This window comes from Leptolyngbya sp. FACHB-541 (assembly GCF_014695875.1).
Taxonomy (GTDB): domain Bacteria; phylum Cyanobacteriota; class Cyanobacteriia; order Elainellales; family Elainellaceae; genus JAAUTN01.
The window spans coordinates 118,362-128,348 of the sequence record NZ_JACJPC010000034.1 but is presented as its reverse complement, the minus strand read 5'-3'; the positions used below and the strand labels follow the sequence as shown (position 1 = coordinate 128,348).

Annotated in this window: 10 protein-coding genes; 6 read left to right on the top strand and 4 right to left on the bottom strand. The window is 48.3% G+C overall.

The annotated features are described in order from the left end of the window. Positions 1-152 precede the first annotated feature (152 nt). Complete coding sequence (locus tag H6G00_RS05775; protein WP_190795993.1) at positions 153-1,295, top strand: aldo/keto reductase; 1,143 nt, start codon at positions 153-155, stop codon at positions 1,293-1,295. Between the two features lie 12 nt (positions 1,296-1,307). Here the strand turns inward: H6G00_RS05775 and H6G00_RS05770 are convergent, their stop codons facing one another. After that, positions 1,308-2,123, bottom strand: a complete 816-nt coding sequence (locus H6G00_RS05770; protein WP_190795992.1) for an SDR family oxidoreductase — start codon at positions 2,121-2,123, stop codon at positions 1,308-1,310. 306 nt (positions 2,124-2,429) lie between these two features. Between H6G00_RS05770 and H6G00_RS05765 the strand changes: the two genes are divergently transcribed. Continuing rightward, complete coding sequence (locus H6G00_RS05765; protein ID WP_190795991.1) at positions 2,430-2,672, top strand: chlorophyll a/b-binding protein; 243 nt, start codon at positions 2,430-2,432, stop codon at positions 2,670-2,672. Positions 2,673-2,801: 129 nt separating this feature from the next. Then, on the top strand, positions 2,802-2,984 hold the full coding sequence (locus tag H6G00_RS05760) for a hypothetical protein (RefSeq protein ID WP_190795990.1): 183 nt from the start codon (positions 2,802-2,804) through the stop codon (positions 2,982-2,984). A 3-nt stretch (positions 2,985-2,987) separates the two neighbouring features. On the opposite strand, the gene H6G00_RS05755 is transcribed toward H6G00_RS05760, so the two are convergent. Further along, entirely contained in the window at positions 2,988-3,305 is a 318-nt protein-coding gene (locus H6G00_RS05755) for a hypothetical protein (RefSeq protein WP_190681667.1), read from the bottom strand. Positions 3,306-3,400: 95 nt separating this feature from the next. Between H6G00_RS05755 and H6G00_RS05750 the strand changes: the two genes are divergently transcribed. Beyond that, positions 3,401-4,204 carry a DNA adenine methylase gene (locus H6G00_RS05750; protein ID WP_190795989.1) on the top strand — a complete coding sequence of 268 codons (804 nt, stop codon included), beginning with the start codon at positions 3,401-3,403 and terminating at the stop codon, positions 4,202-4,204. A 311-nt stretch (positions 4,205-4,515) separates the two neighbouring features. On the opposite strand, the gene H6G00_RS05745 is transcribed toward H6G00_RS05750, so the two are convergent. Beyond that, complete coding sequence (locus tag H6G00_RS05745) at positions 4,516-6,735, bottom strand: alkaline phosphatase PhoX (protein ID WP_190796001.1); 2,220 nt, start codon at positions 6,733-6,735, stop codon at positions 4,516-4,518. 408 nt (positions 6,736-7,143) lie between these two features. Here H6G00_RS05745 and H6G00_RS05740 point away from each other — a divergent pair, with 408 nt between their 5' ends. Continuing rightward, positions 7,144-8,148 (top strand): FecR family protein, encoded by a 1,005-nt coding sequence (locus tag H6G00_RS05740; RefSeq protein ID WP_190795988.1) that lies wholly within the window; start codon positions 7,144-7,146, stop codon positions 8,146-8,148. On the opposite strand, the gene H6G00_RS05735 is transcribed toward H6G00_RS05740, so the two are convergent. Beyond that, positions 8,143-8,310, bottom strand: a complete 168-nt coding sequence (locus tag H6G00_RS05735) for a hypothetical protein (RefSeq protein WP_190795987.1) — start codon at positions 8,308-8,310, stop codon at positions 8,143-8,145. The two genes, H6G00_RS05740 and H6G00_RS05735, sit on opposite strands and share 6 nt — an antisense overlap. 294 nt (positions 8,311-8,604) lie before the next feature. Here H6G00_RS05735 and H6G00_RS05730 point away from each other — a divergent pair, with 294 nt between their 5' ends. Beyond that, entirely contained in the window at positions 8,605-9,804 is a 1,200-nt protein-coding gene (locus H6G00_RS05730; RefSeq protein ID WP_190681982.1) for an adenylate/guanylate cyclase domain-containing protein, read from the top strand. The last annotated feature ends 183 nt before the right edge of the window (positions 9,805-9,987 follow it).

Genomic DNA, 9,987 nt, shown 5'->3' with positions numbered 1-9,987 from the left:
ACCGCTTGATGCTGACAGCCGCAGGGTTATGGAACTTTTACCTGATGGTTGCTTAGACCAGAGTCACTCCAAAACTAGCAGTCGCTTCCTTACTCTTATTTCCCGACAACTCTTTTTAACGAATTAACCCTTTGCTGAATGGAGTGATTGTAATGCACCAGGAAAACTCTTACTCATCCAATCCGCAACCCTTTTCCCGACGTGCTGTGATCAAAGCAATGGGCATCGGTGCTGCGACTGCGGCTTTGTCCCCTCTCATTCAGGGTGGATCTCAAGCTGCTCAAAATCAAGCAACTCAAGCTCAGATGTCGCACAACCAAGTTGCTCAGAATGGTTCAAAAGCCTCAGAAATTATCACAAAGCTAATTCCTCGAACGAATGAACAGGTACCCGCGATCGGTATGGGAACCTTTTTGACGTTTGATGTCTTGTCTGACCAGCCACGCAATCACCTTCAAGAAGTAATACGCCGTTTTTGGGATGGAGGTGGACGGGTCGTTGATGTCTCGCCGCTCTACGGGATGTCCGAGGTAAACGTAGGCGAATTTGCATCAGCCCTTAACATCACTGACGATCTGTTTATCACTAACAAGATTTGGGCAACAGGTGAGTATTTAGGTGATGACAGTCATGCATTACGCCAACTTGAGCAGTCCATGCAGCGATTATCACGCGATCGCATGGATGCAATGCAAGTTCACAGCCTGGTGAATGTCGAAATGGTGATTCCATTCCTACGAGAATGGAAACAGGAAGGTAGAATCCGTTATTTAGGGATAACTTATCATGATTTGCCCTTATATGCTGCCCCAGTTGCACGGTGGATTGAGAATGGTGAGTTAGATTTTGTGCAAGTTGGCTATTCGATCTTTGAGCGGGATGTCGAAGATCGGATTCTTCCAGCGGCGGCTGACCAGGGAACTGCTGTATTGGTTAACATGCCCTTTGAAAAGGCACGTCTGTTTGAAGTAGTTCAGGGACAACCGTTGCCCGACTTCGCCAGTGAAATCGGCTGTGAAAACTGGGCTCAGTTCTTCCTCAAATACGTTATCTCCCACCCGGCCGTAACCTGTGCCATTCCTGCCACTACCAATCCTGATCATATTGTTGAAAACTTGGGTGCATTGAAAGGGCCATTACCCGATCAAGAGATGCGAACTCGAATGGTACGACACATGGAAAGCCTCCCTGGTTTGGGCAATCTTGCCCAAACGCTTTGGTATCCTGGCAAGCAGTTCAATGGGTTAGTACGCCTACCCGGTTTAGCTGCAACCCAAAACGCCGGAAGTCGTTGAAGTGTGAACCCGTTAGGAGTCTTTATGCTGAAATGTCTTGCGGAGAACCCATTGCACCAGATTGGGAAGCAGTTGATTAGAAGCCGCAGATAGGTTTGCAGAACCGACAACAACTTCATCTCGCTTGTGTTTTACTGCATTCCAGACTGCTTTGGCAACATCGTCAGCTTTTTCGATCACGGGAGTGTCCACTAATTGACTGACTTGGTTTTGACGCGATCGCAAGTCATCTGCATCCTTACCCCTAAAAATGGCTCTTTCTAAGAAATTAGTTTTGATTATGTTGGGGTAGATGCCGCAAACGTGAATTCCTTTGGGCGCTAATTCAGAATGGAGCGATCGCGTCAAACCAGTCACCGCAAATTTGCTTGTAGAGTAAGGCGTTAAGTAAGGAATAGGTACGATTCCACCAATAGAGCCAACATTCACGATTGTTCCAGCCTGACGTGCCAAAAAATGAGGTAATAAAGCATGAATCGCGTGAATGTAGCCCCAGAGATTAGTATCAATTGCTTGATGCCAATCTTCGAGCGAAAATTCCTCTGCTGGGCCGGAGATATAGATTCCAGCGTTATTGACCAGCACATCAATAGAACCATACTGATCCAACGCTTTTTGCACCATCAGGTTTACCTGGTCAGGCTGTCTCACATCCGTAGGAATTGCAGTGGCAGAGTGCCCCGTAGCCCGAAGTTCTTGAGCTGTTGTCTCCAGACGATCAGCCTGTCGAGCTGCAAGCACAACATTATATCCGTGGCTAGCAAACAAGTGTGAAGTTGCTTTCCCAATCCCTTGAGAAGCTCCTGTAATGAGTACGGTGGAAGCCATATCTGTAAGTTTTAAATGCTGCTTTCGTCTTCAGTGTGTGAAACAGTAGCTCAAGGAAGCGTCTGACTTTTGTTAGATCTTCTGTAAGTGACCAGTGCCATCAAAGTCATGAGAAGAATGAGTTTTTGTTAACGACATCACTTTTTAACTTTTCGTAATCTCATCCTATAGACTTGCAGGCAGCTTAGACCCATAGACAGACTGCAACAACTTGTTAAGTTCCTAGCATAGGAGACATAAGCGCAAGCAAATGCAAGCGCAAGACAAACATCGTTTTCAAACAAATGTTTTTTTGGAGAGACAATCATGGAAACTAAAACTCGCCCTAATACTACAGAAACTCGTTCCTCTACCGATTTGCCTCCTGTTGCACAGGAATATAATGGCGTAGATCGTAATGCCTTTCTATTCGGCTGGACTCCTCAAGCGGAACTGTGGAATGGACGGTTAGCAATGATCGGATTCCTCGCTTATCTGCTATGGGATGCGGCTGGTTACAGTGTGTTGCGTAATGTACTGCATCTTCTGCCCCAGTACGTTGTACGCTAGGTCGCAATTAAGAGCAGTTTCGTAGCGCTGATTACTTCAGCTAAGACAACTTAAGTTGAACCAAAGTCTTCTGAGGTAGAGCGTAGGGGTAATGCTCCTCCGTCCTACTCCAGAAGACTTTATACGTGAATGGTAGTGTGGCTCAGCCACACTACCATTCATGTTTTTGCAAGTCATTTGTGCAAGAGGTCTTTTGATCAAGGCGAACAGATACCCATCGTTATTATTACAGCTCGTGATATTGGCTATGGGCGATCGCCCTTGGAGAAGAAAGTACTCGCCAAAATGCGATCGCGCATTGTATTATTCTGACGCTCATCCCTTAGCGATCTGTAAGCTCTGAACTTTTCCGGTTGTTTCAACTAAATCATCTAGCTGTAGGGCTTCTGGTGCATCTTGAGTAGCTAGATCTACCCAAACGCGATATTTTTCCGTTGAAACGGTGATGGCGACTTCATGATTTCGGTTAGAAATCTCACAGCCCAACGTATATGCCTTCAGCCGTTCTTTTGCGTCAAAAGATTTAGTCAGTTTGTAAAGCTTTCCCTGATAACTCATACCTTGGTAGATGCTTCCCTCAAAATAGAAGCTAAACAAACGAATAGAGGGTTCGTGGATGACGACAGGAAGCATAACAGGACTCACTCCGAAACATATGCTTAGTTTCTCAAATTTCACCCCAAAACCTCATCCGCCTGATTGCTCAACCTACTCAGCCACATAGTCGAATGAAGATTAGAAGCCCGCTTCGTTATCCCGGTGGTAAATCAAAGGCTCTTGCTCAAATTATTCCTCATGTGCCACTAGATTTTACGGAGTATCGAGAGCCTTTTGTGGGAGGAGGATCAGTATTTCTAGGGATTAAGCAGCTAAACAACCCAGTTAAGTCTTATTGGATCAATGACTTAAATCATGATTTGTACTGTTTCTGGCAAAGTGCCAGAGATGACATTGAAGCTTTGGCAGAAAAAGTAACAGAAATCAAGCAGAAATATACGGACGGACGAGAATTATTTGAATACTTCACTTGTGCAGATTTAAAGCTCAATGAGTTTGGGCGGGCGGTTAGATTCTTTGTGTTGAACCGGATTACTTTTTCTGGCACGGTAGATTCGGGTGGATATTCTCAGCAAGCTTTTGAGCGTAGGTTTACGGATTCCTCAATTGGCAGGCTGCGACAAATTTCTCCGCTTTTAGGCTCTGTTCAAATCACTAATCAAGATTATGCAGAGCTGCTATTCCAGCAGGGAGATAGGGTGTTTATCTTCCTTGATCCGCCCTATTTCAATGCGACAAGATCGCGGCTCTATGGGTTTCGAGGAGGATTGCACACCTCTTTTGATCATGAGCGTTTCGCTGCAAACATGCGGCGATGCTCCCACAAATGGCTGATTACTTATGATGATTCTCCTAAAATTCGCGAGCTGTTTGGCTTTGCCAACATTGTTGAATGGACGCTGCAATATGGCATGAACAACTACAAGCAAGAATTTGCTGCTAAAGGTAAGGAGTTGATGATCAAGAATTACTGATTAGCAGGGCTATGATTAGCGACGATCCACTCGTCAAGAACCAGGAGAGGTGAGTATGAGGCAACATGGATAGGGGTAGCGCCAGAGATGCGAGTAACCCTATGCGGACGATGGACTTTGCCAATGGAGTCATGTGTAATTCCTTACCAAAGAAGCTCTAGCAGAGGGGTTTTGGGTAAGGGCGCAAAGATAATGTGTACCTAATCATAACTTCCTATGTTGTTAAGAAAATGGGCAATGAGCGATCGCCCATTGCCCAATAAACTCATGTCAAACGTTGTGAGCTTATAGTTTCACATTGCTTTACTCACTTAAGTAGTCAATCTGCCGCCATCAGTGCGCCGAATTGCAATCACCGCAGGCTTGGGTGGGTCATTTGCAACTTTGCTGGGCCAGTTGGAGCCAATTGGCACTTCGCGAGTTTGCTTAAACTCTTGCCCATCTGTGGTTTTCATTGCATATTCCCGTGTCTCTGCGGCTCCATCTGTCCGAATGCCGCCGATTTCACCAGGGTGCTGGACTGCGAGGAATAGAGTTTGCTGGTCACGGGTAAAGAAAGGTCCGGTTGTTTCACTGTCAATTGGCCCCATGCCAAACAAGAACGCCTTGCCTGCGTCGTTTCCAGAAGTTGGAATGAACCAAATGGAGTTATTGCCAAACAAACCTCTCAAATTGGACTGACTCACTGCCTCACCGTTTTCGTCAACTCGGCTAGGAACAGCGCGGTTGTGTTTGTCAGAAGACATGTCTGTCACCATCCAAAGGTTGCCGCTAGCGTCAATCTCCAGATTGTCGGGGTTGGCGAAACCTAAACCTCCTTCGGCAGGTTCACCACCCAGCGCTACCATTTCCCAGGTAAAGGTCATGGCTGCTGGTTCGTTGCTATCTTCGTTGAGCCGCATAATCCAGCCATATTCATAGGATGTTTCACCATTGGGTCCAACGAAAATGCGCTTGTCAGGGCCACCATCACCCCCAGAGGTTCCAGAAGTGTAGGTGATAAACAGCGTTCCATCGGGTCTAACGTCAGTGTCTTCAGGACGAGCGGTTGCTGTAACCCCGGCTGCGTTTGCTGCGTAGTGAGCGTCAATTAAAATTGCACCCTGACGTTCGCGATCGGTGCCTGAGTAAAGCTGTCCTAGCGTGCTGAACTGCTGCTTGAACTGTTGCACCGCTTCATCGCTATCTACTTTCACGATGCCACCGTCAGGGCGATTGGGCAGAGGAATCATGCCGCCCTCAATGGTGCTGGGCAGGTCAGGGTTGACTGGCGTATCGGGAGCTAGAGCAATCCAGCTACCCGTACCGTCTTCATTAAATTTTGCGCCATACAGCATTCCTGATGCCAGCAGGCGAGAGTTAGCTTTGGACTGGGGATCGCTGACGGTGCCAGTGCTGACAAACTTGTAGAGGTGTCCGCCCCGGCGATCGCATCCAGAATAGAAAGCCAGTTGCTTGCCTGCTTCTGCCCGAACACCGACTGCCTCGTGGCGATAGCGTCCCAGCCAAGTGTGCTTTACTCCGTAGTCGTTGGGGTTAGCCGGATCGACCTCTACAACCCAGCCGTACTTGTTGCCAGCTAGCCCAATCACGTTGCCCTGCCCACCAACATCCTCATCGTCGATCACAAACGTCTTGTCGCCCGGAGACATAGAACTGCCATCAGCGTAGACGGGTTCTGGTACCTGAGCCTGGAAATTTTCCTCGGCACTCAGTACTGTTCCCCAAGGGGTGGTGCCGCCTGAGCAGTTGCCAAAGCTACCGATGATGCGATCGCCTAGTCCATCGGTGTAGCCCTGTACTCTGGTTTTGCGGAACACAGCCGTAGCCGGGCCAGTTGAGCCGAGATAGCGACCGTCATCCAAGCCAGAAGCGCCTGTGATGCGGCGATCGTTGCCTGAGTTGGTGCGCTCCCAAACGCCGTCTGCGTTCTTACGAATTGAGATGACGCTGAGTCCCTGGTCAACCAGCGCTTCTACCGAGATCTCGCGAATTTGAGCCTTGATTGGGTCGTTGTCATCTAGAGAATAAGCATCAATTCCGTCTTCTCCGGCAGCTTCGAGCGCAGCTTGAACCTGCTCAAACGGTAGAACCTTCCCAAGCACAGGTTCATAGCTTGGAATCCAGGCAAGCGGGCTAACATATTCATGGTTAACGGTCAGATAACCTTCACCTTCGCCCGTTTCCACGAAAGACAAGTAGTCATTGTTGTAACCAAAGTGAGAATCCCCAACCGGGTCACCCCAAGCTGCAATCACGTCATAAGTAAAGCCATCAGGTAGCACTACGTCGTCTATAACCGTGTAGCTGCTATATTCAGCAACCTGATTAGCAACATCAATACTGCTTGTTTCAAGCGGCATCGGCCCTTTTACCGGAATAAAACTCAACCCATTGGGGGTACTAGCCTGTGCCGCACCCGTCTGAAAGGGCATTGAGAATTTCTGCCCCATTTGGGCGACAGGCGCAAGGGCGATCGAGCCTGCGCTCGCCCCCAAGAACATGAGAAAATGTCGGCGTTTAACAGTCATACAGTTTGTTCTCTCTACAGGATCTCTACCCAAACCAGTACCGATGCCTGCTTTTGAGCGGTCTGCTAGCTCAGAAGGCATCGGTCAATAAATGCCCATAGTGAGAGAATTTACATAGGTTGATTTAAGAAACGGTAATCTCAGGATTAAGGACTGAACTTTGATCTAGCAGATAATCTGTAGGTTCTTCAAGGTTTTCTGACGTTTTAGCTCTCAGTTTTGTGTGATTTTGATTGCAAGTAATTAGAAATTGGGCGGAAAACGAAATTTTGGCATGAATGCAGGAATTGGAGCTTGATGTAAGTCCTGCATTGGAACAATGCTGAACTGAGACTAAGTCTCCAACTTCAAGTGCAGAACGAACTACCAAACTCCGCTAAAACTTTTGACTGACAGGTCATATTACCTATGAAGACGCTCACACATTTGCTGCATTTGCCTACTGTTCTAACTGTGAAGGGGTTGCTGCTGGCAGGTGGTTTGATAGTGGGTGTGTCACCTGCCTGGGCCGGAGGGGGTGGCCCGCTACAGCAGCCTCGCTATTTGGAAGTGAGAGAGGTGCAGGGAAGTGTCACTTCGCAGCAGCGTCCTGTGCAGGTGGGCGATCGCGTTCAGTCCCGGGCAACGGCCATCACAACAGGCGAAGATTCTGGCACTACATTAGTCTTAGACAACAACAGCGGCACTGTTGCAGTTGCAGAAAATACTCAGTTGGCAGTGGATCAAGTCGCTACCACGCCCACGGGTGGGCAGCAAACCGAACTCTCGCTGCAAGAAGGAGAAGTGAGAGCCAACATTCAAACCTTTACAAACCCAGAATCTAGCTTTCGGGTGAATACTCCAGCAGGAGTCGCAGGAGTTCGCGGCACGGAGTTTAGCGTCGTTGTGCTGCCAACGGGCGAAACCAGAGTCACCACCTTTGAGGGGTCCGTGGAGGTGACAGCCCAGGGGCAAACTGAGCAGATTCAACCAGGTTATTTCAGCCAGCTTACCCCCGGTCAGCCTCCTACAGAGCCACGTCCTGCGCCCGGAGATACTCGACTCAGTCTCCAGTTTTTGACCGAGGCTGGAGTTGAGCGGCTACAGATTTCGGCAACGGTACCTCCTAGAAGTCAGGTTTTGGTCAATCAGCAGTCGTTGCCCGTTAGTCCAACAGGGGAAGTAAGCGCGGTAGTCGATGTGCCAAGCGATCGCCTCCTGCGGATGGTCGTGCGTGACCCGTTTGGCATTGAGCAAGTTTATGAGTTGGCATTACCGATGATGGCGCTACCTGAATCGCAAGCGACTCCCTCAGAAACAGAGCCAGAGGAAACAGATTCCTTAGAAGCACCGGAAGAAGCAGAGCCAGAAGGCACAGAGCTAGAAGACACAATGCCAAATCAAAATCCATCCATCGCTCCGCAAGAATCATGAGCCAAACAAACGGCGGGTGGGCATGTCCATCCGCTTGATTGTCATTCGCTCGACGGGCAAGGTGCTCGGGCTACCAGAAACGCGCTTCGTCTGATTTTTGGAGTGAAAATGCTGACGCTTATTGCCTTGGCGATCGCTCAACTGTCGCCTCTTTCCTTCCAATTTGGTGCTTTAATCCACCCAAAGATTGATTTCTTTTCATTTGCCTGAAACTACTTAAAACTAAGTTTAGACTTGTATAGAGTTGTGCTTAAAAGAGACTCTAATTAGCATCGAGTAGCATCAGGGGCATTCACAAGCACGTTCATTAAATCTTATTGGGGCATCTACCCAGCATCAAGCTTGAACCAAGATTTTTTTTGGTTGTTGCAAAAAAATCAGGTACGGCAAGCTAAGTATAAACTGTACATGAACTGGTACTCATGCTGACTGCATTTCCACACTTAAATTAGGTTTATGTCAGACGGCGCTTCCTATATCTTGTTGGTAGACGACGACCCAAGTAACTTGTTTCTGTTAGAAGCACTGCTTCGTTCTCATGGGTATTCAACCCAGTCCGCCAAATCAGGATTGGAAGCGTTGGCGATCGCTCGTACTGAGCAGCCCAGCATGATCTTGCTGGATGTCATGATGCCGGGAATGGATGGCTTTGAGGTCTGTCGAGAGCTACGCGCAGATACTCAGCTACAGGCTACTCCCGTAATTTTTCTCACCGCTCTGGCAGACGAACAGTCTCACCTTATGGGGCTACAGGTCATGGGTGATGACTACTTTACAAAGCCCGTTGACCAGCGCTTATTGCTCACCAAGGTTGCCAGCACGCTGCAACTACAGCAGTTCCGAGATGCTCAGGGACAGGCAAACCTGGCAAAGCCAGTCTCAGCTCAGCCTACCGAGAACGGACAAGTTCCAAAAGAATTGGAACACCAGGATGAGACGGTTGAGCAGGTGAGTGAGGCGTTGCTTGATAAACTGCGCCTGTTTGTGCCAGATCAGCTCTTGTCGCGCATTGCGCCCGCAGGCTTAGATTCCATTCAGGTTGGCAACGCCACCGAAGCAGAAGTCACCATCCTCTTTTCTGATATTCGAGAATTTACTGCCATTGCTGAGTCTCAACCCGCCAGTGAAACTTTTGACTGGTTAAATGCTTTCTTTAAACGCATGGACGAAGCAATCAAAACTCATCATGGCTTTATTGATAAGTACCTCGGTGATGCAATCATGGCAGTGTTTGATCGTCCTCACCAGCACGCTCAAGATGCCCTTACAGCGGCGATCGCTATGCAGCAAACTCTGAGCGAATTTAACCGTGGACGGACTCGGTTCAACTTGGAAGACCCGATTCGCATTGGTATTGGCATTCACACGGGGCTTGCCATCATTGGCACACTCGGTTCAGAGCAGCGGATGGACTCTACTGTAATTGGAGATGTCGTCAATACGGCTGCCCGTCTGGAAGAACTCACAAAGTTTTATGGTTGTTCTGTTCTCCTCAGTGAATCAGTGATTGATCAACTTCAGCAACCTGAACTATTTAACTTTAAGTGGCTTGACTGCGTTGCACCTCGGGGAAAGCAGCAGCAAAGTAATTTATATCAGCTCTTGGGAATGCAAATGCCCGCTTGCCCTGGTACTCATTGTGAAGTAGTAAGTTAATGCAGTTGTGCCTTTGGCGTTTGTGCGGTCACAGTAAGTAACGGTTGATTACTAAGATCGATATCAACTATCAAGAGATTCTTGATATTGGCAAATTTAGGCAGAGGGGTGAGATACCATATCCGCTTGGGTAGTTAAAACCTGAGCGGTTTTGGCTTTTGGTGCAACCTCCTCAACCGAGGA